Annotated in this window: 23 protein-coding genes and 2 riboswitches; of the genes, 12 read left to right on the forward strand and 11 right to left on the reverse strand. The window is 64.2% G+C overall.

Annotation, left to right across the window (positions count from 1 at the left end; all coding sequences use genetic code 11):
* Positions 1–182: 182 nt before the first annotated feature.
* The 10 genes from BLT66_RS02920 (at position 183) to BLT66_RS02970 (ending at position 10,660) form a co-directional block, all read left to right on the forward strand.
* Positions 183–1,097 carry a carbohydrate ABC transporter permease gene (locus tag BLT66_RS02920; protein ID WP_092756984.1) on the forward strand — a complete coding sequence of 305 codons (915 nt, stop codon included), beginning with the start codon at positions 183–185 and terminating at the stop codon, positions 1,095–1,097.
* A gap of 7 nt (positions 1,098–1,104) precedes the next feature.
* Positions 1,105–1,947, forward strand: coding sequence for a carbohydrate ABC transporter permease (locus tag BLT66_RS02925; protein ID WP_092755551.1), 843 nt, complete (start codon positions 1,105–1,107; stop codon positions 1,945–1,947).
* Between the two features lie 13 nt (positions 1,948–1,960).
* Positions 1,961–3,100, forward strand: coding sequence for an ABC transporter ATP-binding protein (locus tag BLT66_RS02930; protein ID WP_092755553.1), 1,140 nt, complete (start codon positions 1,961–1,963; stop codon positions 3,098–3,100).
* Positions 3,097–3,987: a glucosamine kinase nucleotide-binding domain-containing protein gene (locus tag BLT66_RS02935; RefSeq protein ID WP_092755555.1), complete on the forward strand. Its 891-nt coding sequence runs from the start codon at positions 3,097–3,099 to the stop codon at positions 3,985–3,987. Before BLT66_RS02930 ends, BLT66_RS02935 begins: the two co-directional genes overlap by 4 nt.
* Positions 3,988–4,018: 31 nt before the next feature.
* A complete protein-coding gene (locus BLT66_RS02940; protein ID WP_092755557.1) occupies positions 4,019–5,089 on the forward strand; it encodes a YdcF family protein in 1,071 nt (356 codons plus the stop codon).
* Between the two features lie 7 nt (positions 5,090–5,096).
* Positions 5,097–6,131, forward strand: a complete 1,035-nt coding sequence (locus BLT66_RS02945; protein WP_255406734.1) for an SIS domain-containing protein — start codon at positions 5,097–5,099, stop codon at positions 6,129–6,131.
* A gap of 1,491 nt (positions 6,132–7,622) precedes the next feature.
* On the forward strand, positions 7,623–8,372 hold the full coding sequence (locus tag BLT66_RS02955) for an amino acid ABC transporter permease (protein WP_092755563.1): 750 nt from the start codon (positions 7,623–7,625) through the stop codon (positions 8,370–8,372).
* Positions 8,369–9,034, forward strand: coding sequence for an amino acid ABC transporter permease (locus BLT66_RS02960; RefSeq protein ID WP_092755565.1), 666 nt, complete (start codon positions 8,369–8,371; stop codon positions 9,032–9,034). Before BLT66_RS02955 ends, BLT66_RS02960 begins: the two co-directional genes overlap by 4 nt.
* Positions 9,018–9,836 (forward strand): amino acid ABC transporter ATP-binding protein, encoded by an 819-nt coding sequence (locus BLT66_RS02965; RefSeq protein ID WP_092755567.1) that lies wholly within the window; start codon positions 9,018–9,020, stop codon positions 9,834–9,836. Before BLT66_RS02960 ends, BLT66_RS02965 begins: the two co-directional genes overlap by 17 nt.
* A gap of 29 nt (positions 9,837–9,865) precedes the next feature.
* The gene (locus BLT66_RS02970; RefSeq protein ID WP_092755569.1) at positions 9,866–10,660 is read left to right on the forward strand and encodes a transporter substrate-binding domain-containing protein; all 795 of its coding nucleotides are present in this window, start codon (positions 9,866–9,868) and stop codon (positions 10,658–10,660) included.
* Between the two features lie 139 nt (positions 10,661–10,799).
* On the opposite strand, the gene BLT66_RS02975 is transcribed toward BLT66_RS02970, so the two are convergent.
* Positions 10,800–11,339 carry a hypothetical protein gene (locus tag BLT66_RS02975; RefSeq protein ID WP_255406735.1) on the reverse strand — a complete coding sequence of 180 codons (540 nt, stop codon included), beginning with the start codon at positions 11,337–11,339 and terminating at the stop codon, positions 10,800–10,802.
* A gap of 97 nt (positions 11,340–11,436) precedes the next feature.
* Between BLT66_RS02975 and BLT66_RS02980 the strand changes: the two genes are divergently transcribed.
* Complete coding sequence (locus BLT66_RS02980; protein WP_092755573.1) at positions 11,437–14,202, forward strand: DEAD/DEAH box helicase; 2,766 nt, start codon at positions 11,437–11,439, stop codon at positions 14,200–14,202.
* Between the two features lie 61 nt (positions 14,203–14,263).
* Here BLT66_RS02980 and BLT66_RS02985 read toward each other — a convergent pair whose 3' ends face one another.
* The 8 genes from BLT66_RS02985 to BLT66_RS03020 form a co-directional block, all read right to left on the reverse strand.
* Entirely contained in the window at positions 14,264–16,708 is a 2,445-nt protein-coding gene (locus tag BLT66_RS02985) for a bifunctional diguanylate cyclase/phosphodiesterase (RefSeq protein WP_176954949.1), read from the reverse strand.
* A gap of 131 nt (positions 16,709–16,839) precedes the next feature.
* The gene (locus tag BLT66_RS02990) at positions 16,840–17,601 is read right to left on the reverse strand and encodes a substrate-binding periplasmic protein (RefSeq protein WP_218922548.1); all 762 of its coding nucleotides are present in this window, start codon (positions 17,599–17,601) and stop codon (positions 16,840–16,842) included.
* 348 nt (positions 17,602–17,949) lie between these two features.
* A complete protein-coding gene (locus tag BLT66_RS02995) occupies positions 17,950–19,185 on the reverse strand; it encodes a D-amino acid dehydrogenase (RefSeq protein ID WP_092755577.1) in 1,236 nt (411 codons plus the stop codon).
* Between the two features lie 50 nt (positions 19,186–19,235).
* A riboswitch (glycine riboswitch) is annotated at positions 19,236–19,345 on the reverse strand.
* A 134-nt stretch (positions 19,346–19,479) separates the two neighbouring features.
* A riboswitch (glycine riboswitch) is annotated at positions 19,480–19,585 on the reverse strand.
* A 17-nt stretch (positions 19,586–19,602) separates the two neighbouring features.
* Positions 19,603–20,316, reverse strand: a complete 714-nt coding sequence (locus tag BLT66_RS03000; protein ID WP_092755579.1) for an anti-sigma factor — start codon at positions 20,314–20,316, stop codon at positions 19,603–19,605.
* Complete coding sequence (locus BLT66_RS03005) at positions 20,313–20,879, reverse strand: sigma-70 family RNA polymerase sigma factor (protein ID WP_092755581.1); 567 nt, start codon at positions 20,877–20,879, stop codon at positions 20,313–20,315. Before BLT66_RS03005 ends, BLT66_RS03000 begins: the two co-directional genes overlap by 4 nt.
* 73 nt (positions 20,880–20,952) lie before the next feature.
* Positions 20,953–21,507: a DUF3455 domain-containing protein gene (locus tag BLT66_RS03010; protein WP_092755583.1), complete on the reverse strand. Its 555-nt coding sequence runs from the start codon at positions 21,505–21,507 to the stop codon at positions 20,953–20,955.
* A gap of 226 nt (positions 21,508–21,733) precedes the next feature.
* Complete coding sequence (gene dgcA / locus BLT66_RS03015) at positions 21,734–22,717, reverse strand: N-acetyl-D-Glu racemase DgcA (protein ID WP_092755585.1); 984 nt, start codon at positions 22,715–22,717, stop codon at positions 21,734–21,736.
* A complete protein-coding gene (locus tag BLT66_RS03020; RefSeq protein WP_092755587.1) occupies positions 22,714–23,721 on the reverse strand; it encodes a DUF1611 domain-containing protein in 1,008 nt (335 codons plus the stop codon). Before BLT66_RS03020 ends, dgcA begins: the two co-directional genes overlap by 4 nt.
* A 292-nt stretch (positions 23,722–24,013) precedes the next feature.
* Between BLT66_RS03020 and BLT66_RS03025 the strand changes: the two genes are divergently transcribed.
* Positions 24,014–24,790 carry a transporter substrate-binding domain-containing protein gene (locus BLT66_RS03025; RefSeq protein WP_092755589.1) on the forward strand — a complete coding sequence of 259 codons (777 nt, stop codon included), beginning with the start codon at positions 24,014–24,016 and terminating at the stop codon, positions 24,788–24,790.
* A 12-nt stretch (positions 24,791–24,802) separates the two neighbouring features.
* Here BLT66_RS03025 and BLT66_RS03030 read toward each other — a convergent pair whose 3' ends face one another.
* Positions 24,803–25,720: a helix-turn-helix transcriptional regulator gene (locus BLT66_RS03030; RefSeq protein ID WP_092755591.1), complete on the reverse strand. Its 918-nt coding sequence runs from the start codon at positions 25,718–25,720 to the stop codon at positions 24,803–24,805.
* Positions 25,721–25,826: 106 nt separating this feature from the next.
* Positions 25,827–26,732 carry a TauD/TfdA dioxygenase family protein gene (locus tag BLT66_RS03035; protein ID WP_092755593.1) on the reverse strand — a complete coding sequence of 302 codons (906 nt, stop codon included), beginning with the start codon at positions 26,730–26,732 and terminating at the stop codon, positions 25,827–25,829.
* Positions 26,733–26,792: the final 60 nt, after the last annotated feature.

Raw genomic sequence — 26,792 nt, forward strand, 5'->3', positions numbered from 1 at the left:
GGAAGGGCTTGCCGGCTTCTAAGCAACCCAAATAACCACCGTCCACCCGACATTCAGTCAGAACGCACGCCCCCCAGAAACACCGCAGAACTGGCTTTGCCAGGCTGCTGGTGTTGCCCCCTGCAAGGGGGTTGGCGGAAAGTGCGCAGCACTGGAGCCTGGGGGTGAGCAAGAAAGTCACGATGAAACAAGGATTCTCCTGGCGGGTGCTGGTGTTTATTACGCCCGCCTTGCTGATCTACGCCGTGTTCAGCGCCCTGCCGCTGCTGGACACCTTGCGCCTGGGGCTGTACAGCACCGATGACACCGGCGTGCGCACTTTCTCTGGCCTGGCGAACTACGCCACCATCCTGCACGACCCGCAGTGGTCGGCCAGCTTCTGGAACGCGATGCTGAACAACCTGAAGTTCTTCGGCATCCACATGCTGGCGCAAAACCCCATGGGCTTGCTGCTGGCCGCCCTGCTGTCGCTGCGCAATGTGCGCTTTGCAGCCTTCTACCGCACCGTATTCTTTTTGCCCACCCTGCTGTCGGTGGTGATCGTCGGCTTTGTCTGGCAACTGATTTTGTCGCCTTTGTGGGGCGTGTCCGAGCGGCTGCTGGGCTGGGTGGGCCTGGCGGACTGGTTTGCACCCTGGCTGGGGCTGGAATCCTCGGCGCTGATCACCTTGTCGCTGATGTCGGTATGGCAGTACGTGGGTATTCCGATGATGCTGATCTACGCGGCGATGATCGCCATCCCCGAAGACGTGATCGAAGCCGCCGTGGTCGAAGGCGCTTCGCCCTGGCGCATTTTCTGGCAGATCCGCCTGCCGCTGATCCTGCCGACCCTGGGCCTGGTCACCATCCTGACCTTTGTGGCCAATTTCAACGCGTTTGACCTGATCTATACCGTCAAGGGCGGCCTGGCCGGCCCCAACTACAGCACCGACATCCTGGGCACGCTGTTCTACCGCACCTTCTTCGGCTACCAGTCGCAAGTGGCCAGCCCGACCATGGGCGCGGCCGTGGCCACGCTGATGTTCCTGGTGATCCTGCTGGGCGTGGGCGCCTATTTCCTGGTGGTGCAGCGCCGCCTGCAACGCTTTGCCATGTGAGGCCCCAATGGCTAAATCTGATCTAAAAGTAGCGCCCAGCCGCCTGTTCGTCCATGCGGCCCTGCTCGGCTACCTGGTGCTGGCGCTGGCGCCCATCCTGCTGGTGTTCATGAACTCGTTCAAGGAGCGCGGTGCGATCTTTGACGACCCGCTGGCCTGGCCTACGCCCGAGACCTTTTCGCTGATCGGCTACCACAAGGTGCTGGCCCGCTCGGACGTATGGCTGTACTTTGGCAACAGCTTCATCGTCACCGTGGCCTCGCTGTTCTTCATCTTGCTGTTCGGCGCCATGGCAGCCTGGGCGCTGTCGGAATACAAGTTCAAAGGCAACCGCTGGCTCAAGCTGTTCTTTGCCTTCGGCATCATGGTGCCGATCCGCCTGGGCACGGTGTCGATTTTGCAGATCATGGTCAGCCTCGGGCTGGTCAACACCCTCACCGCCCTGGTGCTAGTCTACGTGGCCCAGGGCTTGCCGCTGGCCATCATGATCCTGTCGGAATTCATGGGCCAAGTGCCAGGCGAGCTGAAGGACGCGGCCCGCTGCGACGGTATTGACGAGTTCCGCATCTTCTTCCAGGTGGTGGTGCCGCTGATCCGCCCTGCCATTGCTACGGTGGCCGTGTTCACCATGGTGCCGATCTGGAACGACTTGTGGTTCCCGCTGATCCTCGCGCCCTCCGAAAAGACCCAGACCATCACCCTCGGCATCCAGCAGTTCGTCGGCCAGTACGCCACCGACTGGAACGCCGTGCTCGCCGCCCTGGCCCTGGCCATCGTGCCGGTGGTCGTGCTCTACGCCCTGTTTTCTCGCCAGTTGATCCGCGGGATTACGGCCGGAGCAGTGAAATAACCCGTTAAAAATCATGGCAAAAGTTTCCATCCAAAACGTCTCCAAATCCTTCGGCAGCACGCCCGTGCTGCAGGACGTCAGCCTCGACATCGAACACGGCGAGCTGGTCGTGCTGGTAGGGCCCAGCGGCTGCGGCAAGTCCACCCTGCTGCGCGTGCTGTGCGGCCTGGAAGAGATCGACAGCGGCACGCTGCGCATCGGCGACGACATCGTCAACGGCAAACCGCCGGCCGAGCGCGGCATCGCCATGGTGTTCCAGAGCTATGCGCTGTACCCGCACATGACGGTCTACCGCAACATGGCTTTCGGCCTGAAGATCCACGGCGTTGACAAGGCCGACATCGAGCGCCGGGTGGTTGATGCCGCCAAGGTGCTGCACATCGACCACCTGCTGCAGCGCCTGCCGCGCGAACTCTCGGGCGGCCAGCGCCAGCGCGTGGCGATTGGCCGGGCCATCGTGCGCGAGCCGCGGCTGTTCCTGTTCGACGAACCGCTGTCGAACCTGGACGCCGCCCTGCGCGCCAAGACTCGCATCGAACTGGCCCGTTTGCACCGCGATCTGGCCGCCACCATGGTCTATGTGACGCACGACCAGATCGAGGCCATGACCCTGGGCGACAAGATCGTGGTGCTGCACGAAGGTCGGGTCCAGCAGGCCGGCACGCCGTTGACCCTGTACCAGCAGCCGGCGAACCGCTTTGTGGCCACCTTCATCGGCTCGCCCACGATCAACCTGCTGCCCGCGCGCGTCATCGAGCTGGCCGAGCAAGGCGTGCGCGTGCAGCTGGGCAATGGCTGCAAGTTTCTGGCTACGGTGGACAACACCGGCCTGCAGGTCGGCGAGTCGGTCGAGATCGGCCTGCGCCCCGAGCACTGCGAAGTGCTCACCGGTGAGCGCGCGCCGGGCCTGGACGACGCTGCACTGGACGCCGAAATCACCCTGGTCGAACACCTGGGCGAATCGAATCTGCTCTACCTGAAGACCGACGACGGCCAGGAGCTGATAGTGCGTGGCGACGGCAATGCCGCGGTGCGCCTGGGCGACTCGGTGATCGTCCGCGCGTTGCCCGAAGCCATGTATTTGTTCCGCGCCGATGGCACGGCCTGCGCACGCCTGCGCCCCGGCAATATGCGCTCGGCCCACGCGCTATGAAGCTGCCCGAAAACATCTATTACCTGGTGGGAGTGGACGGCGGCGGCAGCAGCACCCGCGCGCGCGTCACCCTGCCCGATGGCAGCGTGTTGGGCGAAGGCAAAGCCGGCGCATCGGGTCTGATGCAAGGCATTCCGCAGGCCTGGCAGCACATCCAGCTGGCGATAGAACGTGCGGAGCAAGCCATGGCCGCCACCGATCTGCCGCCCCTGAGCCCGCACAACTGCGCGTTGGCCATAGGCGTGGCTGGTTTCAACAATGCGCAATGGCGCGCCGCCTTCCTGGCGGCCAACCCCGGTTATGCCCATCTGGTGGTGGATACCGATGTGTTCACTGCCCTGCTAGGTGCCCACCAGGGCCAGCCCGGCGCGCTGGTGATCGCCGGCACCGGCACGGTGGCCCAGGCGTTGCATGCCGATGGCAGCCGCGCCACGGCCGGCGGCTGGGGCTTTCCGTCGGGCGACGAAGGCGGCGGCGCGGTGCTCGGCCTGCGCGCGGTCAACCTCGCCCAGCAGGCCATAGACCGCCGGCGTGCCCCCAGCGCCTTGAGCCGTGCGGTGCTGCAGGCTGTGGGGCCTAGTGCCGACGATCTGCTGGCCTGGTGCTGCGCGGCCGGCCAGGCCGAATACGCCCGCCTCGCCCCCCTGGTGTTTGACAGCGAGGCCCACGACCCCGCCGCCGCCCTGCTGCTGGCCGATGCCGTCGGCACCCTGGAACGGCTGGCGCTGGCGGTAGACCCCGAAGCCCGACTGCCGCTGGCGCTATGGGGCAGCATCGGCCAGCGGCTCGCACCCCGCCTGTCGCCGCCCCTGCAGGCCCGCCTGGTACTACCCCAGGCCGATGCGCTGCAAGGCGCGATCCAGCTACTGACACAACAGTTTGCTTAACTCTCTGCACCTCTTTGCAAACCCCTATCCCATGAAAACCATGCTCAAAACCATTCTGTCGGCCAGCATTCTGGCCAGTCTGCTGGCCCACGCGCCGGTATCTGCCGAAGGCATCAACGCGGTTGCGCAGGAGCGCGCGGCCAAGATCGTCCAGACCGGCATTTACTACTACTGGAACGGCGGCGATCTCAAGCAGGCCGAGAAAGACTACTTCAAGGGCATCACCCTCAAGGGCAAGTACGACATCGTGGAAAACAGCTTCCGCGAAGCCGCCAAACTGCAGCCCGAGCGGCTGGACCTGCTGTTCGGCGTGGCATCCGCCCAGGTGCTGCAAAAAAACACCACCGGCGCACTGCAGACCTGGGCCGACATCTGGAGCAAAGACAGCCAGGGCTTTGAAGCCCCTATCCTGCAGGCCGCCTACCTCAAGGCGCTAGGCCAGACCGAGGCGGCGGACAAGATCCTCGCCACCCTGGCGCAAACCCACCCCGACCGCACCCAGGCCTACCAAGACAAGTTTGCCCGCACCGCGCGCACCATTGCCTTGCCTATTCGCACCACGCCCAACGCCGGCATGCCGCAGGACAAGCACGCCATCGTGGTGCTCGGCTACGCGCTGGGCAAGGGCGGCGTGATGCAGCCCACCCTGCTCAAGCGCCTGGACAAGGCCCTGGAGCTCGCCCTGCTGTATCCCAAGGCGCCCCTGGTGCTGTCCGGCGGCGTGCAGCAAGGCGGCATCACCGAAGCCTATGCGATGGCCGAATGGCTGGCCGGCAAGGGCATCGCCCGCTCGCGCCTGGTGCTGGAAGACCTGGCCAAGGACACCGTGGGCAATGCGGTCAACTGCGCCGCCATGCTGAAGGAGCTGGGCGTCAGCCACGCCACCCTGGTGTCCAGCGCCAGCCACATCCGCCGCGGCCTGACCCTGCTGGAAGAAGCCTCGCGCAACCAGGGGCTGGACCTGCAATACGACAGCCTGGTCGATCTCGACTACCCCAGCGTGGAAGAAGCCCAGAAGGTCAGCGAGCAAGAGCGCGTAGTGGTCTACCGCGACCTGATGCGCACCAGCGGCATCTGGGCCTTCCCCGGCATCCAACAGTAAACCAAAGATGAACAGTTCCACACCTACCCATATGTATTCGGAGGCGGTCGCGTCCGCCCGGCAAGTCCAGCTGCAACTGGCGGCCGATGCCGACCGCTACGCCGCGCTCGGCGTCGCCCTGCGTGCGCGTCCGCCCAGCGGCACCGTCACCATCGCCCGCGGCAGCTCGGACCACGCGGCCGCCTACATGGCCTACTTGATCATGGCGCGCAACGGCCAGCTGGTCACGTCCTTGCCGATGTCGCTACTGACCCTGTACCAGGCGCCACTGGCCATCGGCCAGATGCTGGCCATCTCCATCTCGCAGTCCGGCCGCAGCCCAGACCTGGTCGAACCCATGCAGCTGTTCCAGCGTGCCGGCGCCACCACCGTGGCCCTGGTCAACGACACCGCATCGCCGCTGGCCGCCGCCGTCGACTGGGCCATGCCGCTGCATGCCGGCCCCGAACTCAGCGTGGCCGCCACCAAGAGCTTCATCTGCGGCCTGGTCGCTGGCGCGCGCCTGGCTGCCTGCTGGAGTGACACGCCCGACTTCATCGCCCGCATGGCCGACCTGCCCGCGGCACTGGAGCAGGCCTGCCAGCAGGACTGGTCGGCCGCCATCGCGCCGCTGCTCCAAGCCGAAAGACTGATGGTCATCGGCCGCGGCCCCGGCCTGGCGATAGCCAATGAGGCCGCGCTGAAGTTCAAGGAAACCTGCGGCATCCAGGCCGAAGCCTTCAGCGCCGCCGAGGTCAAGCACGGCCCGATGGCCCTGGTCGACGAGGCCTACCCCATGCTGGTGTTCGCCCCCCGCGGCCCGGCCCAGGCCAGCCTGATCACCCTGGCCGCCGAGATGCGCGAGCGCGGCGCCCGCGTATTGCTGGCCGCGCCAGCCGACGTGGCCAGCCGCGACCTGACCCTGGCCATCGCCCCGCACGAAGACCTGGACCCGATCACCGCCATCCAGAGCTTCTACCTGCTGGTCGAAGCCGTGGCGCGCGCGCGTGGTCAGGACCCGGACCGGCCGAGACATTTGTCCAAGGTGACAAGTACACGCTGAACTTGCGTCCACAGCTTCTTAGAAATCAGTATTAAATTGATAGCTGCTACCGCAGGATTTACCTGCGCTAGCGGCTATTTTTATGCGTAGATTTTGGTCCTGTTTGCATAGCAAGATCGCTGCAAAGCACCCGGATGTGAACTCGGCCAGAATTTCGAGTTGAGCGCACGGGACTAGCGGGTCCGGTTGCGCGAGGGGTTAGGCCTCATCGCGTATGTAGCGCCTACTATCTGGTACTCCCCAGGATCTGCGATAGACATAGAGTGCAAGCAAGGCAAATGCTATGGCGATGCGCCCGGGCAGGGCGTAGGGGGCGGGCAGCAAGAATTGTGCGCAAACCACGAGAAAGAGGAGCGCGAAGATTTGAGATGAGGATAGACGGGGGTTGCGCGTGTCAAGCAGGAAAGCGTTGCAGTGCGGGCAGGCAAGCCTTTGTACCTGAGGTACATACCACTTTGCGCCCGCGGGGGTTAGGACGAAAGCTGGCTTGGAGAAAGCGAGCTGACAACTTGGACAGTTGTGCTTCCCTAGAAATTGGGGACCTTTTGCCCGCGCAGAAAGTTCCGAGTCGCACTTCGCACAAACTGCATCGGCGGATGGAAGCTCGCAACCGCATCGCTCGCAGGTGCGGGCTTCTGAGGCTGGTGCAGGATTGTCTGTGTGCGGGCTCATGAAGCCTAACGTGATGTAGACCGCAGAACCTGCGGGATAAGCTGGGCGATGCGGAATATTCTGGACACCGCTTCCTCCTGAGAGTGGATTGCAAACTACGTTTTTAACGCCTTGCTGTATAAACATTCGGGCATAAAAATCCGTAAACCCGGCAGACTTGTACTCGGGAAACTATAGCTTACGAGGAGGTGAGATCGGGGCGCTCACAGGGCAAGGTTATGGCCCTGGAAACGCTGGGCAGCGCATCACACACCGCTTTGAGGGACGATGCCCACCGTAGGCTTTGGGCCCAAAGCTTACGTTGTCCCCCGTTGCCAACGCTCCCATCCTCTGCCAGTAAGGCTGAAAAGGATATGTGCAACTAGGCGGCAATACACCTGATGCAATGGGAACACACACCCGGCTCCATCCCTCCAGAGCCTCTATCTGCTGGTCGAAGCCCTGGCCTGCGTCCGCAGCCAGGCCTCGGACCGGACTAGGCACTTGTCCAAAGTGACGAGCACGCGCCGAAATCAAAATTGGTATTAATTTGATAGCTGCTACCGCAGGATATACCTACTCCAACAGCTATTTTTATTGCTGAATTTTCGTCCCATTTAAATAGCAATGTAGCGGCTCCGCAAAGCCGCCAGTACCCGAGGGAATACCCGCTGCAACGAACAGCCTCGACCTCTCCATAATCCGGATCGCGTTGTACGACAACAGATAACTAACCACCCCGGACACCATGCACTCTGCGCCCGCCGCCTGCCCTAGCCGCCCTCCGCTTGCCTCCGACATCCATGCGGCCCGCGGCATCTGCAACCGGCCGGTGCGCGCATGAAGTACGCCATCGACTTCAGCACCCTGCTGCCCTACTGGCCGGTGTTCCTGAACGGCGCCTGGCTGACGCTGAAGATGACGGCGGTGGCCGTGGTGGTCGGCGTCGGCGTCGGCACGCTGGTGGCGTTTGCCAAGCGCAGCCAGATACAGCCGCTGTCGCGCATCTGCGCCGGCTACATCGAGGTGGTGCGCAACACGCCGTTTCTGGTGCAGATCTTCTTGCTGTACTTCGGCCTGGCCAGCATCGGCATCCGCATGCCGACCTTTGCCGCCGCGGTGCTGGCAATGATCATCAACATCGCCGCCTACGCCGCAGAGATCATCCGCGCCGGGCTGGAGTCGGTGCCCAAGGGCCAGATCGAGGCAGCCGAATGTCTGGGCTTGTCCAAGTGGCGCATAGGCTGGCACGTGATGCTGCAGCCGTCGATCGAGAAGGTCTACCCTGCCCTGACCAGTCAGTTCCTGCTGATGATGCAGGCATCGGCCATGGCCTCGCAGATCTCGGCCGAGGAGCTGACGGCGATTGCCAACACCGTGCAGTCCGACACCTTCCGCTCGCTGGAAACCTACATCGTGGTCGCCGCTTTGTACCTGGCGCTGTCGTTGGTGATCAAGCTGGTGACGCATCTGCTGGGCGAATACCTGTTCCGCCGGCGCCGCGTGGTGCGCCAGACGGCTGCGCGCAACAGCCGGCAGGCCGTGCGGCCGGTGGCGGCCAGCGTTGCCCGCCAAGGGGGTGCAGCATGAGTCTCCTGACATTGGGCAGCTTTACCGGCACCCATCTGCTGTACCTGTTCACCTCGATCTGGTGGACTCTGGTGCTGTCGGCCGTGGCCTTTGCGCTGGGCAGCATAGGCGGCTTTGGTGTGATGCTGGCGCGCATCTCGCCGCGCCGCTGGCTGCGCTGGCTGGCGCTGGCCTACATCGAATGCATACAGGGCATTCCGCTGCTGATTCTGCTGTTCATCGTTTACTTCGGGCTGTCGGTCTACGGCTATTCGCTGCCCTCGCTGGTGGCGGCCGGTATTGCGATGATGGTCTACGTCAGTGCCTATCTGGGCGATATCTGGCGCGGCTGCATCGACGCCATGCCCAAGCCGCAGTGGGAGGCGGCCGAGTGCCTGGCCCTGGGCCGTTGGCAGACCTTGCGTCTGGTGATCATTCCGCAGGCGGTGCGCCTGTCGCTGCCGCCTACGGTGGGCTTTCTGGTGCAGATCATCAAGATGACTTCGCTGGCCTCGGTGATCGGCTTTGTCGAGCTGACCCGCGCCGGCCAGATCATCAACAACAGCATCTTCCAGCCCTTTCTGATCTTCACGATCGTGGGTGCGTTTTATTTTGCCCTGTGTTATCCGCTGTCGCGCTGGAGCGAAGCGATGGAAAGAAAACTGAATGTCGCAAATCGTTAACCCCCTGCCCGGCACGTTGCACAGCGGCCTGGTCGCCACCGAAGGCGGTGGCAGTATCAACACCGCCGCCCACCCCGGCCCTATCGTCAAGCTCGACCAGGTCTACAAGAGCTTCGGCGCGAACCAGGTGCTCAAAGGTGTGTCCTTCGAAGTCGCCAAGGGCGAAATGATCGCCATCATCGGCGCCAGCGGCTCGGGCAAAAGCACGGCGCTGCGCTGCATAGACCGGCTGGAAGTCATAGACCAGGGCAGCATCGAAGTTTGCGGCATCCGCGTAGACAGCCCCACGGTGGACCTGAAACAGCTGCGCCTGGAAGTCGGCATCGTGTTCCAAAGCTACAACCTGTTTCCGCACCTGACGGTGGAAGAAAACATCCTGCTCGCGCTGCGCCATGTGAAGAAGCTGCCGCGCACCGAAGCCCACCAGGTGGCGCTGCGCGTGCTCGAGCAGGTCGGCCTGCAAGAGAAAGCCGCCGCCTACCCCGAACAGCTGTCCGGCGGCCAGCAGCAGCGCGTGGCGATTGCCCGATCGCTGGCCATGTCGCCCAAGGTAATGCTGTTCGACGAAGTGACTTCGGCACTCGACCCACAGCTCACCGGCGAGGTGCTGCGCGTGATGGAAGACCTGGCCGCCGGCGGCATGACCATGCTGCTGGTGACGCACGAAATGGCCTTCGCCAAACGTGTGGCCGACCGCATCATCTACATGCACCAGGGCAAGGTCTGGGAGGTGGGCGCCGGCGAGATGCTGGACGCACCCAAGACGCCCGAACTCAAAGCTTTTCTCGACAACGGCCTTTAAATCATTCTTATAACCACCCGGAGACAAACATGCGCAACACCTATTTCACCCGCACCGCCATCGCCGCTGTACTGCTAGCCTGCGGCAGCCACGCCGCCATGGCCGACCAGTTTGACGAGATCAAGAAGGCTGGCAAGGTACGCGTGGCCATCGCCATCGGCACGCCACTGTTCAGCTATGCCGACGCAAACCTGCAGCCCACCGGCTCGGATGTGGACACCGCGACCGAGCTCGCCAAGGACTTGGGTGTGAAGCTGGAAATCGTCGCCATCACCACCGCCGCGCGCATCCCCACGCTGCAGGCCCAGCGCGCCGACCTGGTGATCTCCAGCCTGTCAATCACCGAAGAACGCGCCAAGGTGGTGGACTTCTCCACGCCCTACTCCGCCATCACCATCATGGTCGGCGCTCCTAAGGACGTGAAGATCGCCAGCTACGCCGACCTGGCCGGCAAGCGCATCGGCCTGACCCGCGCCACCACCAACGATGCGCTGACCACCAAGGAAGCCAAGGGCGCAGAAATCATGCGCTACGAGGACGACGCGACGCTGATCACCTCGGTGGTTACCGGCCAAGTCGACATTTTCTCCAGCACGCCATCGAACATGGGCGAGATCAACAAGCGCGCCGCCGGCAAGAACTTCGAGATGAAGTTCTCGCAGCTGGACTCGGGCCTGGGCATCACCATGAACAAGGGCGAACCCAAGCTGAAGGAATGGATCAACGCCTGGGTCAACACCAACCTGCACAACGGCAAGCTGAACACCATCTACAAGAAATACCACGGCCGCGATCTGCCGGCCAATGTGGTCAAGCCCGTGTGAGTTTCGGCGATACCGCTATTTAATCGATAGCTGCCAGCGCAGGTAGTATCTGCGCTGCAGCCCGATTCACCAAAAATTCATGCCAGGGCGTCGGCAAACGCAGGCGTCCTGACGATCGGGAGCATTTGCCGTGCACATTTCAAAAGAATCGATAGGCTGACACGCCAAGTGCGGCATCTGGATCATAAATTCTGGTGAAACGTATCCCATTGAAAGTGTGGGTACAGCATCTGCACTGGGGTACGAGACTACCTGACCCAATCTTTGGATTCACCAGTTGTAAAAGGCCATCACCGTCTACTTTCATTCCGCTGAAGTAGCTAGCTTCTCCGGTTCTGACGAACTCTTTCTCATCCTCTTGTCTTAGCGCAACCATCCAGAAAATCGGCTCCGACTTGTCCAGTCGAGAAACAGCCTCTGAATAAACCTCTTGCCAGTTAGCTCCAGCTCTGGAAAGTAGAAAGCGAAAAAGGGGCGTGTAATCCAGACCACGCTGCTTTGAGCCGTGCATGCCTTGGCGCCTAACCTCAGCATCATTTTGGGGCTTGCTATGACGTTCATCCCTATAGTCGCCGCCATACAAATGGTGAACGCCATGAGCGGTGGTGTTCACTTTGCGGTAAAGCGGTTGCTTTCGCTTGTTCATCGCTCGCTTTATGGGATGTTGATCGTCGGACATTCTGTATTCTGGCATCCCAGAATATCCGACGGGATATCCCAGAACGCGGACTTCCGATCTTATTAGCTGTAGCCACACCACGCGGCACAATCCCCGCATGGCCCGCCCCCGCACCAGCCCCCACACCACCCCCCAAGACCTACCGCCCGGCGCCGACCGGCGCGACCAGGCGGTGGCCGCCTGGGTCGATGCGCTGCGGCACCAGGCCGATGCGGCGACGCTAAAAAACCTGCCGACCCTTGCCGACGAGGATGCGGCGCGCGTCATGGCCTTGCTGCGCATGGACCGCCCGCCGGTAGCGGAAACACCGCCGCCGCCCGCCCCACCGGTCGATGGCATCACCGGCCACTTCCGCCCTCGCCTCACCCTGCAAACCCTGGGCCGCGGCGACGGCCTGCTGGGCCTGAAGCCGCAGGGCAAACTGGGGCCGCGTGGCGACAGCGTGACCCTGGCGCAATTCGACTGGTGCTACCACACCGACAGCGGCGCGCGCTGGCAAACGCCGGCGCCGACCTCCATCCTGAACAACCGACCCAACGCGCTCCAAGAGCTGTTCGACACCGGTGGCCCGGTGCTCAAAATGCGGCGCGACTTGGCGGCCGAAGCCGACGCCATGGACAGCGTGTGGGACATGGGCTTTGTGCCGCTGGACCACGCATCGTTCCAGTGGCGCAGCCGCGAGCACAGCCCGCTGCTGGGTCCGGTGTGGACCTTGCCGCAAGAAGAATTCTTCGGTGACTTCTGGGCCGACCAGGTGCCGCAGCTGCAAGCCCAGGGTTGGTCGGTGGTGGTAAAGCAGGGCTTTGCGCATGAGAGCGTACCGGTGCAGCGCTGGAAACTGGTGGTCAGCCCCGACACCGGCGAGGTGCTGGGCAAGGAGCTGGACAGCCCGCTGGCCAAGCCCGTACGTGGCGTGGAGAAGCTGCAGCTGCCGGCACGCGAAGGCGCGTGGCTGCTGAGCCTAGGCATCGAGATCGACGGCCAGACCCTGGACCTGGCACCCATGCTGGCCGACCTGCTGCGCCGCGACCACCGCTGGCTGAACGCCGCGCAGATAGCGGCCATCGACGACCTGGCCATCGTCTCGCTGCGGGCACCCGGTGGCCGCCGCATCGACGCGCCAGCGGCGCCGCTAAAGGCCATCATCGGCGCCATGGTCGACCTGCTGACCGACCCGCTGCGCGCGCAGAACCAGGGCCTGCTGAAACTGGGCGCCTGGGAGGCCCGGCGCCTGGATGCGCTGCGCGCCAGCCTGCTGGACGCACACAGAGTCGGCGCGCACAACGCCTGGCAACTGGAGGGCGATCTGGGTCTGGCCAGCTTGGCAAAGCGCCTGCAGGCACTGGGTGCGCCGCAGCCAGTCGCTGCCCCCGACGGCTTGCAAATACAGCTGCGCCCCTACCAGCTCGAAGGCCTGGCCTGGCTGCAGTACCTGCGCGCGCACAGCCTGGGCGGCATCCTGGCCGACGACATGGGCCTGGGTAAAACCGCGCAGGCGCTGGCCCATGTACTGACCGAGAAGCAGGCCGGCCGGCTGGATCTGCCGGTGCTGGTGGTACTGCCGACTTCGCTGATCTTCAACTGGCAGGCCGAGGCCCGCCGCATGGCGCCCAGCTTGCGCCTGCTGACCCTGCAGGGGCCGGAGCGCGACACGCTGTTTACCCAGATGCCTGACCACGACCTGGTGCTGACCACCTACCCGCTGCTGTGGCGCGACATGGATGCGCTGGCGGCCCAGCGCTTCCACCTGGTGATCCTGGACGAAGCGCAGATGGTGAAGAACGCCGGCAGCCGCAGCGCCCGCGCCCTGCGCCGTCTGCAAACCCGGCACAGCCTGTGCCTGACCGGCACGCCGATGGAGAACCACCTGGGCGAGCTGTGGGCGCAGTTCGACTGGCTGATGCCCGGCTTTCTGGGCGATGCCCGCCACTTCGCCGCGCGCTGGCGCAAGCCCATCGAAGAGAACGGCGAAACCTTGCGCGCCGCCCTGCTAGCCCAGCGCGTGCGCCCCTTCATCCTGCGCCGGCGAAAAAATGACGTGGCCAGCGAACTGCCACCGCGCACCGAGGTCATCAAGCGCGTGCAGCTGCAAGGCCAACAGCGCGAGCTGTACGAAGGCGTGCGCGCCGCCGCCGATGTGCAGGTGCGCCGCGTGCTGCAGCGCCAGAGCTTCAATGGCGCACAGATCAGCATCCTGGACGCGCTGCTCAAGCTGCGCCAGGTCTGCTGCGATCCGCATCTGGTCAAGGGCAGCAAGCCTGCCAAAACCATGGAGCGCGCCAAGCTGGAGCTGCTGGCCGACATGCTGCCCGAGCTGGTGGCCGAGGGCCGGCGCGTCTTGGTGTTCTCGCAGTTCACCGAGCTGCTGGACCTGGTGGCCGAGCAGCTGCGTGGGCTGGAACTGCCCTTCTTGAGCCTGACCGGCAAGACTCTGCCCAAAGAGCGCGGCAGCGTGGTGCTGCGCTTCCAGGCGCAAGAAGTGCCGGTGCTGCTGCTCAGCCTGAAAGCCGGCGGCGTGGGCCTGAACCTGACCGCCGCCGACACCGTGATCCACATGGACCCGTGGTGGAACCCTGCCGTGGAGGAACAGGCCACGGCACGCGCCCACCGCATCGGCCAGGACCAGCCGGTGTTCGTCTACAAGCTGGTGGTCGAGGGCAGCATCGAGGAACGCATGCTGGAGCTGCAGGCGCGCAAACTGGCGCTGGCCGACAGCGTGCTCGGCCACGATGCGGCCGGTGCGCTGAAGTTTGATGCCGCCGATCTGGATGCCTTGCTGGCGCCACTGGGTGCTTTGACCGCGGGCTCGCAAACGCCCGAAGAAGCCGCGCGGCGCTGGGGCCGCACCGGTAGCCGGGCCTGAGGTAAAACTATTAAATAGATAGCAGCTTGCGCAGGTAATATCAGCGCTAGAGGCGTATTTCTTATAAATCTGCGGGTACAGATTCCCAGGCCAGGCTCAAGGGCATGTCGGCCGCCAGCGCGGGCCGGGCGAACAAATAGCCCTGGCCGTAGTCGCAGCCCGCAGCGGCCAGCAGATCGCACTGCTCCTGCGTTTCCACGCCCTCGGCCACCACCTTCAGGCCCAGGGTGTGGGCCATCACGATGATCACATTGCACAAGGCCATGTCGTCCGAGTCGGCGGTCAGGTTGCGCACAAAGGCCTGGTCGATCTTCAGCACATCGATGTCGAACTTCTTCAGGTAGGACAGCGAGGAATAACCGGTGCCGAAGTCGTCCAGCGACAGGCCGATGCCGGCCTGGCGGAAGCCGCGCAGCTGCTCTGTGATGTTGCCGCCGGCGTCCATCAGCAGGCCTTCGGTGATCTCGATCAACACCGCCTGGCCCGGCAGGCCGGCGGCTGACAGTTGGGCCAGCCAGGTGGCCTGGTTGATACCTTCGTTGCGGAACTGCACCGGTGACACATTCACGCTGACCTGGAAGTCCGGGTGGTGGGTCTTGCGCCATTGCGTGACCTGCTTGACCGCCTGCTGGAACACCCAGTTGCCGATGTCAACGATCATGCCGGTCTCTTCAGCCACCGGCACAAAGTCGGCCGGGCTGACCATGCCGTCTACCGGGTGGCGCCAGCGCACCAGGGCCTCGGCCTTGCGGATCTGGCCGGTCTTCAGGTCGACGATGGGCTGGTAGAACACGCTGAACTGGTGTTCGGCAATCGCCACCCGCAGGTCGTTGATCAGGCGCATACGCTTTTGCGCCACGTCCTGCATGGACGGCGTGAACACGCTGTAGCGATTCCGCCCCTGGCTCTTGGCCGCGTACATGGCCTGGTCGGCGTTCTTCAGCAGAGCCTCGACGCCGGTGGCGTCCTGGGGGTAGAAGGTGATGCCGGCGCTGGTCGAAATATGCACTTGCTGGCCGGCCAGCAAGAACGGCTCGGCCAGGCGCCGCAGCGCGTCCTGCACGATCTGGTGCACGTCGGCGATGTCGGCCAGGCCGCTGAGAATCAGAGTGAATTCGTCGCCGCCCAGGCGCGCCACCAGGTCGTTCTGGCGCACGCCCACGCGCAGGCGGCGCGCCGCTTCCTGCAGCAGCAGGTCGCCCATTTCATGGCCCAGGGTGTCGTTGACTTCCTTGAACAGGTCCAGGTCGAAGAACACCAGGGCCAGCGAGCGGGCTTCGCGCTGCGCGGCCGCCATGTCCTGCTCCAGCCGGGTCTGGAACATATGGCGGTTCGGCAGGCCGGTCAGGCGGTCGAAGTTGGCCTGGTTCCAGATCATTTCGGCCGAACGCTTGCGCTCGGTGATGTCTTCCAGCACCAGGATGAACAGCTGCTCGGTGCCCAGGTCGATCATGCGGCCCGAAACTTCGCACAAGATGGCGTCGGCGCGTTCCGCCGGCAGCAGGGCCAGCGAGCCGTCGACCACCGCGTCACGGCGGCGATCCTGCAGCGTAGTGCCGCAACGCAGCCAGGCCTCAAAGCCCTTGATATGGCCGCTGCGTTCGATCACCGACAACACATCGGTCTGGTCCTGCGGTCGGCACCACAGCTGGGTATGGCTGGCGCCCAGCAGGTCGTCGCGCAGCAGGCCGAACTGGTGCAGGCCGGCGTCGTTGATGTCGACGATGGGATAGCCGGGGGCATTGCGCGACACCGTCATGGCCAGCGGCGAGGCGTGGAAGATGGCCTTGAACTTGGCCTGGGTGAAGCGCAAGGCCTGCTCGGCGCGCAGGCGGTCGTTCAGCTCATGCTGCAGGTCGGAGTTCTTGGTGTCGCGCTCGGCAATCAGGCCGCCCAGCGACTCGCGCATCTGGTCCAGGCTCTCGGCCAGACTGCCGATCTCGTCGCGGCGGTGCCAGGCCAGCGGCTGGTTCAGCTCGCCGCGGGCCAGCCGGGAGGTAGCCTGCTGCAGAACGGACAGCGGGCGGATCACCCGCCGCTCCACCAGCAGCAGCACCAGCGCAAACGAAATCCCCACCTGGGCCAGCAAGGCCAGGCCGAGTTGGATGAAGTCGGCCCACAGCTGGCGCTCGATACGGTCGGTGCTGAGCTCGACCTTCACCTGGCCGATGCGTTTCTTCTCCACCAGGATGTCGCTCTGCTGGCTCAGCACCAGGCCGTGGCGGCGCGCGCCGTCTTCGCCCGACACAAAGGTGTTGCCAAACTCGTCGTGGATGGTCACCGCCACCACATCGGGGTTGCGCATCACCGAATCGATCAATTGGGAGGCTACCGCCTTGTCCACGTTCCAGATCGGCATGGCCAGCGCACTGGACAGCAGCTGGGTGTACTGCGACATGGGTTCGCGGATGCGCAGGGAGAGCTCGCGTGCATAGCGGTCCTTCAGCACCAGACTGCCAAACACCAACGCGGGTACCAGGATGCCAAGCGCAACGCCCAGCGTCATGATTCTTCTAAGGGCTAACTTGGGCACGCGTTCCTTTGTCGAGGGTAACTGGCGGGCACAGGCAGGCCGCTGCGGCGGCGGCTGAGGCTAAAAAATCTGCAACATGGGGCCGATCAACTGCCCCGCTGCAGTTATTTAGTGCGCCAGAGCTGGATATTCGCATCTACCATTTTCTTCATGACATTCAGACGCGCCAACTTGTACATGGCCTTGGACAGCGCAGCCCGCAGCTCGGGGGAGTTGCAGGGCGATTTGTGCGACAGCGTCAAATACAGGCTCTCGTTGCTGACCGAAGGATTCACCGGTGCCAAGCCGGTAATCGCCAGCTTGGCGATGTAAGCCAGGGCCGGGTCTTCTTCGTAAATCAAATAATCCACCCGCCCCAGCTGCAATATCTTGAAAGCCTGCTCCAGGCTGGGCACGGTATTGATCTTCAGCGAACTCTTGGCATAGCGGTCAAAGCCTTCGCCAAAGCTGTTGTTGATGACGGTCAGGCCGACCAGGCCTTTGAGGTCCGACCATTGCTGGTACTTGAGCGGCGCCTCCTGCCGGCCCCACAGCACCGAGCGGGTTTCGCGGAATGCCGGGTACACATAGTCCATGTAATCCAGCCGGTCCACGGTAAAAAAGGCGCCGGCAATCAGGTCGATGCGCCCCAGCTTGGCCTCTTCCTGCACCCGCGCCCACGAGCCCACATAGCGCACGTCGATGGGAATGCCGATTTCTTTGGACACCAGCTGCATCAGGTCGGCATTGGCCCCCAGCATACGGCTGCCATCGGCCGCCTCGCGCCACAGATACGGCGGATATTCGGGGTTTCCTGTGGCTACCAGCTGCTTGCAGGACTCGGCAGCCCACACCACACCGGCCACGCAAGCGAGTCCGGCCAGCACGGCCGTCCGGAGAAAACTCCGGTGCCGCAAGCCTGTGTGTAATGAATGGATGCCCATGAACGCCCTTTAGACCCGCAAAATTGGGAGCAGTCTAGCGCTAATAACCCACCGTCAATGTCTTGAATTGAGGGCGATTACAAGCATATTGTCCAGAATCGCTTAGCCGCCGCTGCTACGCCCCATTTATATCCGAATCCCCCCGTTTACGCGGCCACTTGCGCGGCCACTCGCCAAGCCCATCATCAAGCATCTTGCGTGCCCATAACCGTGCCGCACAAAATAAAAAGCCCGGTCCCCGCAGAGGCCCGGGCTTTTGCCATGCCGCGCCGGCTATTTATATTTATCTACCTAGGCGGCCTGCGCCCCGGCCACCATGCCGGCCACCATATCGGCGGTCACAGCCGACAACGTCAAGCCCAGGTGCCCGTGGCCGGTGTTGTAGAACACGCCGGGCCGCTTGCCCGGGCCTACACGGGGCAGCATGTTCGGCATCATCGGGCGCAGTCCGGCCCAGGGGATAACGCTCTCGGTGCGCACGCCAGGAAAGCATTGCTGCACCCATTCGACCAGCGGGCGGATGCGGTCGGCCCGGATATCGCGGTTGTAACCATTGAATTCCGCGGTGCCGGCCACCCGGAAGCGGTCCAGGCCCAGGCGGCTGGTCACCAGCTTGGTGCCATCGTCGAGCAGGCTGACCATGGGCGCGGCGGCCTGGCTTTGCGCATCGTCCAGATTGACGGTGATCGAATAGCCCTTGACCGGGTAGATATTCACCCGGTCGCCCAGCTGGGCGGCGATGCCGCGGCTGGCCGTGCCGGCGCAGACCACCACGCCGTCGAACACCTGGGTCTGCTGATCGGCTCCATCCTGGGAGGTGATGCTGACCTGTTTGCCATCGCTGCGCACAGCCGAAATCTCCTGCCCGTACTGGGTTTTCACGCCCCGGCGCTCGGCCGCCATGGCCATGCCGGTGCTGAACTTGTGGATGTCGCCGGTAGTGTCGCTCTCGGTGAAGTAGCCGCCGTAGTAACTGCCGGCCAAGGTCGGCTCGATGGCGCGCATCTCCTGCGGCGTGACCGCGCGGCGCTCCAGCCCGCCCTGGGCCAGCAGTTTCGAGACCTTGCCGGCCTGGTCAAAACCGGCCTTGTCGCGGTAGATGTGCAGAATGCCTTCGCGCTTGTGGTCGAAGTCCAGGCCTTCCTCGTCGGCCCAGGCATACAGATGCTCGCGCGCGGCGATGGCCAGGCGGGTGGTTTCCACCGTGTTCTTTTCGTAATGCGGTATGGCGGCCATGAATTCGGCAAACCAGGCCATCTTGTGCCAGCTGGGCTTGGGATTCACCAGCAATGGTGCATCGCTCTTCAACATCCACTTCAGGCCTTTGAGCACCGTGGACCAGTGGTTCCACACCTCGGCGTTCGATACCGAGAACTGCCCGCCATTGGCAAACGATGTTTCCATGGCCGCATAGCGGTGTTTTTCGAACAATGTGACGGTAAAGCCGCGTTTTGCCAAAGCGTAGGCCGTGGTGACGCCCGTGATGCCGCCGCCTATAACGGCAAAATGACCAGCTAGATTTTTCATGATGAGAGTCCCAAAACGTCATAAGGGGGATAGCAACAAACGTGCGCAGCTATCGCCCCTCTGTTTTGGACCTGAGAGATTCACGGCCGGCGCATAGCCAGCCGCTTGCTCCTGCGGTGAACCGGGTGACGAAACCCGGTTGCTCTTCAGAGTGTGTGACACCCCCCACGGTTTCAGGCATGACGCGCCGTTTCCAGAAACACCGCAGAACTGGCTTTGCCAGGCTGCTGGTGTTGCCCCCTGCAAGGGGGTTGGCGGAAAGTGCTTCAGCACTGAAGCCTGGGGGTGAGCCAAAATTAGATACCGGTCCTTTTGCCTGAAAGTTTCCGGGGCGGTTGCTCCTTCGGCGCTGATTTCTTGCCGCAAGGGCAAGGGGAGCAGTCTCTCCCGGTATCTCCGCAGATTATCGCACCGGTGTCAAAGCACTTTCACCGCACGGCCTATGAACTGGATCGGGCCGGTGGGTTTATGGGTGGGTGAGCCATTGATCGGCTCCAGGGTCAGCTCGAACAGCTGGTTGGGCTGCAGCGGCGGCAATTTATCCAGTGCGATCTGCAGGGTCTGGCCGGGTTTGACCAGGCCCAGCGACACCGGCCCGTTCCAGCCATCGGCCTTGGTCCAGAACTGCAGCGATTTCTCGGCCGGCACCTCAGCCTGGCCCAGCGGGATCAGGCTCAGCTGCTGCGGGTTGCTGGCCTGGATCACCCAGCCCGGCGCCTTGTCCTGCGGAGCCACCAACACCACCATGTACTGCGGGCTGGCCGGCAGCACGCCTTGGCGCGTCACCAGTACCGAGGCCATGATGGCCGCGGCGGCAAAGCCGGCACCGGCCAGGCCGCGCCACAGGTCCAGACTATTCCACCAACCCGTTTTTACCGCGGGCACGGGCCGTCGACGCGGTGCCATCGCATGGTCGACACTGCGCTCAATGCGTTGCCATAGCTGTACCGAGGGCTCGACCGGCTCGGCGAGGGCCGTCAGGGGCAGCAGCCGCTCTTCCCAAGCCTGTACCGAGGCGCGCAACTCGGCGTCGTGGGCCAGGCGCTGCTCCACCTCGTGCCGGCGCGTGGCCGACAAGGTGCCGAGCACATATTCGGCGGCCAAGTCTTGCGTGTCTTGCGGCGCGCTCATGCCATGCACTCCTTCAGGCTGCCCATGCCGCGCTTGATCCAGGCCTTGACGGTGCCCAGCGGCGTGCGCGTGCGTTCGGCGATTTCGCCGTGCGAGCAACCATCGACATAGGCGTACAGGATGCAATTACGCCGCGCCGGCTCCAGCCGGGCCAGGCAGTCGTTCAGCTTGCCCAGGCTCATATTCAGCTCGAAGGCATCGGCCACTTCGGCGTGGGCGGCGATGGAATGCTCGGCGTCCAGCGCCTCGGCGGTTTCCTCGTCGACCGACACCTCGCGGCCCTGGCTGCGCACCGCATTCAGCGCCTGGTGCCGCACCACGCTGTAGATCCAGCCGCGGCCCGCACCCCGCTGGGGGTCGAAGCTCGCGGCCTGGGTCCAGATCTTCATGAAAGCGTCGTGCACCACGTCCTCCGCCTGCTGGCGTTGCCGCACGATGCGCAGCGCCACCCCCAGCAGGTGGCGGCTCTCCTGGCGGTAGATGTCCTGCAGCGCCTGGCGGTCGCCGCTGGCGCAGGCCTGCAGGGCGCGTTCGTAGTCGAAATCATCGGTAGCAGTCGTCACAGGGCGGCCATCGGCTGGGTCATGGATATGGCCCCGATGTTAGCCGCCGCGCGGGCTACCGATGCTGCAGGGCTTAGGCAGCCTTCCAGAAGATGTAGTCGGCCTGGTACTTGACGATTTCCTTGGCGCCCTTGTTGGCCGGGCTGCAAACGCTGGCCGGTGCCACACCGCCCTTGGTGGCCACGCGCTGGATGTGCGTCACGCCGGCCATCGCTCCCATGCCCATGGCGGGGTTGGCCTTGACCAGTTGGTAGGGGATGTTGCCGGCGCCGGCTGGAGCGACCGCCAGCTGCGTGGCCGTCAGCTTGGAGCCATCCATTGATTCCCAGGTGGCGGGTGGGCCGTAGTACTTGCCGACCTGCTTGCCACTGCGATCATTCAGTGCGGCATTCGGGCCGACGAACACCCATTCGGTCAGGCCCGGGGCATTCGCCTTGTCGCGGCATTCGTAGGTGATCTCGCCCACGCCCACGGTTTCCATGGCCACTTTGTTGCCCATGGGCACTTTGACGGCCTCGGGCAGGCTGTCCTGGCTGAACATGGGCTGCGTGGGTTTCATGGAGCCGCAGGCACTCAGTACGGCTACAGCGGAAACGACAGCAAGCAGGGAGAGAGGTTTGATCGACATGGATGTGCTCCAAAAAAGGTTTAGCGGATAAAGACAACAGGCAGCTTTGTGCGCTGCTACATGTACTACCCACAAGCCCCGGTTTTGGATGCACTCCAACGCAAATATTTTTGTGCGCAGCCAGAAGATTTATAAAAAACGCTATTTATTCAATAGCTGCCAGCGCAGATTAAATATGCGCTGGCAGCCTATTTCATTCACGATTTTTGCCACCATTTCGATAGCACTACCCCCACAGCGCCGGCAGTGGCGGCTGGATCACACCCCGGTCGTACTGCAGCGGCACCGCCCGGTCCTGCTGCTGCAGCAAGGGGCCGTCCAGGTCCACATAGCGGCAGCTTTGCGCCAGCAGAAACGCCGGCGCCATGGCCAGCGAAGTACCGCACATATTGCCGACCATCAACCCCAGGCCCAGCCGCCGGGCCTCGGCGGCCATGGCCAGCGCCTCGGTAAGCCCACCGCATTTGTCCAGCTTGATGTTGACGAACTGGTAGCGCCCGACCAGGGCGGACAGCGAAGCCCGGTCGGTGCAGGACTCATCGGCGGCCAGCGGAATCGGCGGTTGCAGGCCGTCCAGCGCGGCGTCCAGCCCACGCGCCAGCGGCTGCTCGACCAGCTCGACACCGGCGTCAGCCAGTTGAGGCAGCAGCTCGCGCAGCAGCGCCGGTGTCCAGGCCTGGTTCGCATCGACCACCAGGCGTGCACCCGGGTGTTCCTCGCGCACCCAGCGCACCACATCCAGATGGCGCCGCGCGTCCACCTTCAGCTTGAACAGCGGGTAGTGGCGGGCCGCGCGGGCCTTGCGCCGCGTCGTCGCCTCGTCGCCCAGGCCAATGGTGAATGCGGTGGTCACCGGCTGCAAAGCCGGCAAGCCGGCCGCCTGCCACACTGGCGTGCCGCTCTGCTTGGCGCGCAAGTCCCACAGCGCGCAGTCCAGCGCATTGCGCGCGCCGCCAGCCGGCAGCAGGTCCAGCAGCTCGGCGCCGCCCAGGCCGTCGTGCAGGCGCGGCAGCAGCTCGGCGATCTGCGCGGCCATGCTGACCGGAGTCTCGCCGTCGTAGTCGACCCCGGCGGCTTCGGCCTGGCCGCGGTGGCCGGCCGTATCGGTCAGGGTCAGCAGCAGCACCGCTTGGTCGGTGATGACTTCGCGGGCGATCTCGAAGGGCTCGTGCAAAGCCCAGCTCTCGATACGGGTCTGGCAGCGGATCATGTTTGCAGCAAGGCTTTGGCAATCGCGTCCACGCCGCCGCGCATCGGGTCGACCACCGGCAGTTGCAGTTCACGGCGCAGGCGGCTGGCATAGGCATCCCACTCGACATCCGACAGGCTGGACGAGTTGATGCTGATGCCGACGCAGCGCACCGCCGGATTCGTCAGGCGGCCGGCCTCGACATAGCGGTCGATGGCGACCTGCAGGTCGGGAATCGGAAAGCCGGGGTAGCCCTCGATACAGTCGCGCGCCGGGTCGTGGCACAGCACCAGCGCATCGGGCTGCGAACCGTGCAGCAGGCCCAGGGTCACGCCCGCATAGGCCGGGTGGAACAAGGCGCCCTGCCCTTCGATCACATCCCAGTGGTTGGGCGCGTTGTCGGGCGACAACTGCTCGGCCGCACCGGCCACGAAGTCCGAGATCACCGCATCGATGGCCACACCCTCGCCGGCAATCATCACCCCGGTCTGGCCGGTAGCGCGGAAGGTGGCGGCCGCGCCCTGCTGTTGCAGCGCCTGGGCCAGGGCCAGGGCTGTGTACTTCTTGCCCAGCGCGCAGTCGGTGCCAACGGTCAGCACGCGCTGGCCGCTGCGCTTGCGGCCGGTGCCGGCGGGGAAGCTCTGGTCGGAATGCCGCACATCGATGAGACGCGCACCGCTGCGCTGCGCCGCCTGCACAAGCCGCGGAAAGTCGCGCAGGCGCGAATGCTGGCCGCTGACGATGTCCAGGCCCGCGTCCAGCGCGGCTTCCAGCTCGGCCAGCCAATGTTCGGGCAGCGCACCGCCGACGGCGGCCACGCCGACCACCAGCGAACCCGCGCCCTGCTGCGCGGCCTGCTGCGGCGACAAGCGGGGCAGGCCCAGGCTGACCGTGGCGGCCGGCAGGCTCCATTCGCCAAGCACGGCATCGGCACACCAGTCGCGCAGGCCGAAGGCGGTCTTGGCGTCGGACTTCAGCGTGACATCGCCCAGAAACAACAGATAAGGTTTACGTAGTTGGTGCATGTCTTTATAGGTTTCAAACGGCCTGTCATCGCACAGCCGGTCGCGCGCCAAAGGCTTTGGCGGGGGCAAGCGTAAGCCTGATTCGGGTGTAAAACACGGCCGTCCGCACCGGGCTACACCCAGCGGGATAGGCCGCCGACCACCACCGCAGCGCGCCGCCCAGCCGCCCTATCCCCCTGGGGGTAGAGGCCGTCCGGAGTCGGGTAAAGCGCCGTATTCTTGCGCCGCGCTTCCACCGCAACCACCGCTTTATCCCGCGCCGATCCGGCGCCCCAACCTGCAGGAACCCACGATGAAACTCCACTACCTACTCGCCATGGCCGGCCTGGTGCTAGGCCTCTCCGTCCAGGCGGCCGAGCAAAAAGACCTGCGCATCGGCACCGATGCCACCTACGAACCCTTCGAGTACAAGGCCCCCGACGGCAAGCTGGTGGGTTTCGAGATCGAGCTGGGCCAGGCGATCTGCGCCGAGATGAAGCGCCGCTGCGTGTTCGTCGAGTCACCCTGGGACGCCATCGTGCCGTCCCTGCTGGCGCGCAAGTTCGATATGGTCATGTCGGGCATGACGGTGACCGACGAGCGCCGCAAGACCGTGGCCTTCAGCGACAAGATCACCGACATTCCCTACCGCGTGATCGTCAAGCACGGCAGCGGACTGGACGGCTCGCCGGCCGCGCTGAAGGGCAAGAAGGTCGGCGTGCTGAAGGGCTCGACCGAGGCCGACTACGCCGAAAAATACTACGCCAAGGCAGGCGCCACCATACAGCGCTACGAGTCCACCCAGGACTCGTACCTGGACATCGCCTCGGGCCGGCTGGACGCCATCATCGGCAACCTGGTGGAGATGAAAATGGGCTTTCTGGCCAAGCCCGAGGGCAAGCCCTTCGAGTTCGCCAGCTACGAGCTGAAAGACCCGGCGGTGCTGGGCTATGGCACGGGTGTGGCGATGCGCAAGAACGACGCCAAGCTGAAGGCCGACTTCAATACCGCGCTGAAGGCCGTGCACGCCAACGGCAGCTACAAGAAGATCGCCGACAAGTACTTCGATTTCGACGTCTACGGCAAATAGCCGTCCAACGGTTCAGCCCTGTGCCGGCCCGGCCTCCAGCAGCGTCTTGCGCCTGCTGGAGGCCGGCGCGCTTTGGTAAACCGCCAGTGGGTCCAGCGCCGCATCCGGCTCGGCAAACGGGATGCAGTGTATGAACAGCGAGAACAGCTCGGCCTGCGAGCCTATGTCCAGCTTGCGGTGGATGTTCTTGCGGTGGATCTTGATCGTGCCCTCGGTGGTCTTCAGGCGCTCGGCCGTCAGTGCCGACGAGTAGCCGCTGATCATGTAGAACAGCACCTGGCGCTCGCGCTGGGTCAGCAACGAGCTGGCGAAGTTCTCCACCGTGCTCTGCACCTTGCGGTGTGTCAGCTTGTCGCTGTCGCGCTCGGCGGCCGCGGCCGTCAGTGCGTAATGCCTGGCGGTGGCCGACAGGATGATGGGCGCCAGCGTGCCTATGGCCAGCAGGTCGGTAGCCTGGAACTTCGCATGGCGGATGCTGCGCTCGATGAAGATGTTCAGTGCCGTGTCCTCGTTGATGCGCCACAGCAGGTCCACCGAGTCCGACAGGCCGATCTGCGAATAGAACACCCGGTAGTACTCGCTGTCGTAGAAGTCGTCGGGCGCAATATCGCGCAGCCAGTACACGCCGCTGGGGCAGCCCTGCAGGAACAGCTGGTAGTTCGGGTCCAGCACATAGGGGCCGGACAGGAACGCGTCTTCGGGCAGGCTGCGCTCCTGCGGGTTGAAGCGGTGCAGGATGCGGCGCGGCTGCTGGTGCCGGTGGAACACCATGGCGCCGCCCGAATCCACGCCGCAGACCGTGCCCAGCAGGTTCAGCACCGTGTCGAACCAGTGCGGGCTGCCGATGGCCTCGACCATCTGGGCCAGCGCGCCGGCCAGCGCCGTGTCCAGCGGTAAACAGAGTCGGGTGGAGGTGTAAGAGTCGTCCATGCCACTAGTGTGGCAGAGCCGGCAGTGCTACGCCTTCGCTACTCTATTGATAGCTGCTCGCGCTGGTGTAATCAGCGCTGCAGCCCGATTTCTTATAAATTCATACTCATGCCGCGGACGCCACCGCACTGTGCTGGCCGTGCACCGACACCGGCAGCTCGCCGTGCACGGTGACGCGGCGCACCACCCGGTGCTGGTCGCCGTAGTCGTTGATCGCGTAGTGCTGGGTCGCGCGGTTGTCCCAGATAGCGACATCGCCCTCGGCCCAATGCCAGCGCACGGTGTTTTCCAGCCGCGTGATGTGGTGCTGGAATATCTCGAACAGGCGCTGCGAGTCGTGGGTGTTGTAGCCTACGAAGCGCTTCAAGAAGTGCCCAGCCACCAGGCTGCGCTCGCCGGTTTCAGGGTGCACGCGCACCAGCGGATGGCGGGACTCGATCAGGCGCGAGGTAAATACTTCGCGGTAATGCTTGGCGCCGTGCGCATCCACTTCAACCCGGTTGGCGGCGTAGTCGTAGTCGTTGCCGTGTACCGCCCACAGGGTGTCGGCCAAGGCCTTCAGCTCGGTGGGCAGCCCGTTGTAGGCCTCGGCAGTATTCGCCCACACTGTGTCGCCGCCCTGCTGCGGAATGGTCAGCGCGCGCAGCACCGATACCTTGGGATAGGCGGCCTCGAAGGTCACATCGGTATGCCAGGAATTGGCGCGGCCGCCGTGGTTCGAGTCCAGCTCCAGGATCTCGGTGCCGCTGCGCGAGGGCACGGTGGGGTGAGGCACGATGCTGCCCCAGCGCCCGGCAAACAGCTGGTGCTCGGCATCGTCCAGGTGCTGCTGGCCGCGGAAGAACAACACCTTGTGCTGCAGCAGCGCCTTGTGGATGGCGGCAAAGGTTTCGGGCGCCAGCTGGCCCGACAGGCGCACGCCCTGCACCTTGGCGCCGATCCGCCCGGCCAGCGGGTGGATGTCGAGTGCGGGCAGGATTTCGGCGTGGGGAGCGTTAAGAACAGCAGACATGCAATTTCCTTTGAGATGACGGTGGTTAAGAAAACACCCGTTCATCCTAGGAAGCCCGGC

Source organism: Rhodoferax sp. OV413, from assembly GCF_900104385.1.
GTDB lineage: Bacteria > Pseudomonadota > Gammaproteobacteria > Burkholderiales > Burkholderiaceae_C > Rhodoferax_B.

Coding starts and splice junctions, on each gene's coding strand:
- BLT66_RS02945 (WP_255406734.1), top strand. CDS start 5,097: ATGAACAGTTCCACACCTACCCATATGTATTCGGAGGCGGTCGCGTCC.
- BLT66_RS02930 (WP_092755553.1), top strand. CDS start 1,961: ATGGCAAAAGTTTCCATCCAAAACGTCTCCAAATCCTTCGGCAGCACG.
- BLT66_RS03035 (WP_092755593.1), bottom strand. CDS start 26,732: ATGTCTGCTGTTCTTAACGCTCCCCACGCCGAAATCCTGCCCGCACTC.
- BLT66_RS03025 (WP_092755589.1), top strand. CDS start 24,014: ATGAAACTCCACTACCTACTCGCCATGGCCGGCCTGGTGCTAGGCCTC.
- BLT66_RS03030 (WP_092755591.1), bottom strand. CDS start 25,720: ATGGACGACTCTTACACCTCCACCCGACTCTGTTTACCGCTGGACACG.
- BLT66_RS02920 (WP_092756984.1), top strand. CDS start 183: ATGAAACAAGGATTCTCCTGGCGGGTGCTGGTGTTTATTACGCCCGCC.
- BLT66_RS02935 (WP_092755555.1), top strand. CDS start 3,097: ATGAAGCTGCCCGAAAACATCTATTACCTGGTGGGAGTGGACGGCGGC.
- BLT66_RS02975 (WP_255406735.1), bottom strand. CDS start 11,339: ATGTCCGACGATCAACATCCCATAAAGCGAGCGATGAACAAGCGAAAG.
- BLT66_RS02970 (WP_092755569.1), top strand. CDS start 9,866: ATGCGCAACACCTATTTCACCCGCACCGCCATCGCCGCTGTACTGCTA.
- BLT66_RS02955 (WP_092755563.1), top strand. CDS start 7,623: ATGAAGTACGCCATCGACTTCAGCACCCTGCTGCCCTACTGGCCGGTG.
- BLT66_RS02980 (WP_092755573.1), top strand. CDS start 11,437: ATGGCCCGCCCCCGCACCAGCCCCCACACCACCCCCCAAGACCTACCG.
- BLT66_RS03000 (WP_092755579.1), bottom strand. CDS start 20,316: ATGAGCGCGCCGCAAGACACGCAAGACTTGGCCGCCGAATATGTGCTC.
- BLT66_RS02985 (WP_176954949.1), bottom strand. CDS start 16,708: ATGACGCTGGGCGTTGCGCTTGGCATCCTGGTACCCGCGTTGGTGTTT.
- BLT66_RS02960 (WP_092755565.1), top strand. CDS start 8,369: ATGAGTCTCCTGACATTGGGCAGCTTTACCGGCACCCATCTGCTGTAC.
- BLT66_RS02965 (WP_092755567.1), top strand. CDS start 9,018: ATGTCGCAAATCGTTAACCCCCTGCCCGGCACGTTGCACAGCGGCCTG.
- BLT66_RS02925 (WP_092755551.1), top strand. CDS start 1,105: ATGGCTAAATCTGATCTAAAAGTAGCGCCCAGCCGCCTGTTCGTCCAT.
- BLT66_RS03020 (WP_092755587.1), bottom strand. CDS start 23,721: ATGCACCAACTACGTAAACCTTATCTGTTGTTTCTGGGCGATGTCACG.
- BLT66_RS02995 (WP_092755577.1), bottom strand. CDS start 19,185: ATGAAAAATCTAGCTGGTCATTTTGCCGTTATAGGCGGCGGCATCACG.
- BLT66_RS03010 (WP_092755583.1), bottom strand. CDS start 21,507: ATGTCGATCAAACCTCTCTCCCTGCTTGCTGTCGTTTCCGCTGTAGCC.
- dgcA (WP_092755585.1), bottom strand. CDS start 22,717: ATGATCCGCTGCCAGACCCGTATCGAGAGCTGGGCTTTGCACGAGCCC.
- BLT66_RS02940 (WP_092755557.1), top strand. CDS start 4,019: ATGAAAACCATGCTCAAAACCATTCTGTCGGCCAGCATTCTGGCCAGT.